The organism is Pseudomonas sp. p50(2008) (assembly GCF_015351605.1).
GTDB lineage: Bacteria > Pseudomonadota > Gammaproteobacteria > Pseudomonadales > Pseudomonadaceae > Aquipseudomonas.
The window spans coordinates 1-1,613 of record NZ_JACMYF010000038.1 but is presented as its reverse complement, the minus strand read 5'-3'; the positions used below and the strand labels follow the sequence as shown (position 1 = coordinate 1,613).

At 60.2% G+C, this 1,613-nt stretch carries 1 protein-coding gene; it reads right to left on the bottom strand.

The annotated features are described in order from the left end of the window. Positions 1–1,613 (bottom strand): acyl-CoA dehydrogenase family protein (locus H7698_RS31075; RefSeq protein ID WP_194693896.1); only part of this gene is annotated, 1,613 nt, incomplete at both ends.

Here is a 1,613-nt window from a genome sequence, read left to right as displayed (position 1 = left end):
GCCTTGGCCATCAGTGCCCACATGTAGGCGTAAGCCACGTAGCCGAAGACTTGCAGGTACTCGACCGAGGCGGCACCGATTTCATTCGGGTTGTTTTTCGCCCGATCCAGCAACCAGGCGGTCAGCTCGTCGAGCGTGGTCACGGCATCGTTCAGCGGCTTGGTGAACTCCGCCAGATCAGCGCTGGCCGTCGCGGTGAAATGACGAATCTCGTCAGCGAACAGGTTATAAAACGCCCCGCCGGTACCGACGATCTTGCGGCCCACCAGGTCGAGCGCCTGGATGCCGTTGGTGCCTTCGTAAATCTGGGTGATACGCACGTCGCGCACCAGTTGTTCCTGGCCCCATTCACGGATATAGCCGTGGCCGCCAAACACCTGCTGGCCATGGACAGTCGTTTCCAGGCCGAGATCGGTCAGGAATGCTTTCGCAACCGGCGTCAGCAACGCCACCAGGTCTTCGGCACGTTTGCGGGTCGTGGCATCTTCGCTGAACTTGGCGGTGTCCAGTTGCATCGCCACGTAGGTGGAGAACGCACGGCCGCCTTCGTTCGAGGCTTTCATCGTCAACAGCATGCGACGCACGTCCGGGTGGACGATGATCGGGTCAGCGACCTTGTCCTTGTTCTGCGCGCCGGTCGGCGAACGGCTTTGCAAACGGTCACGGGCGTATTCGATCGCGTTCTGGTACGAACGCTCACCCGTGGCGAGGCCTTGAATGCCGACACCCAGACGCTCGTAGTTCATCATGGTGAACATTGCCGCCAGGCCTTTGTTCGGCTCGCCGACGATGTAACCCACGGCTTCATCGAAGTTCATCACGCACGTCGATGAAGCCTTGATGCCCATCTTGTGCTCAATCGAACCGCAGTTCGCCGCGTTACGCGCGCCCAGGCTGCCATCGGCATTGACCATGAACTTCGGCACCAGGAACAATGAAATACCTTTCGGCCCTGCCGGTGCGTCCGGAAGTTTCGCCAGTACCAGGTGGATGATGTTCTCGGTCAGGTCGTGTTCGCCACCGGTGATGAAAATCTTGGTTCCGCTGACCTTGTAGGATCCGTCGGCCTGAGGTTCGGCCTTGGTTCGAATGATCCCAAGGTCCGTACCGGCGTGTGGCTCGGTCAGGCACATGGAGCCAGCCCAGACACCGGCGTACATGTTGGGCAGGTACGCGGCTTTGAGTTCTTCGCTGGCGTGGGCGTTGATCGACAGGCAGGCACCGGCCGTCAGCATCGGATACAGACCAAACGACAGGCTCGCGGAGTTGACCATTTCTTCGACCTGGGCCGACACCGCCTTGGGCATGCCCATGCCGCCATAGGTCGGATCGCCACCTACGCCGACCCATCCGCCTTCAGCGTATGTCTGATAAGCCTGTGGGAAACCTGCCGGCGTGGTGACAGCACCGTCCGCCCAATGGCAACCTTCTTCGTCCGCTGCACGGCTCAGGGGCGCAATGGTTTTGCTGGTGACCTTGCCGGCTTCTTCCAGAATGGCTTCGACCGTTTCAGCATCGACAGTTTCGGCCAGTGCAGGCAACTCGGCCCAGAGTTTGGCGACCTCGAATACTTCATTGAGGACGAAGCGCATATCGCGCAGGGGCGCTTTGTA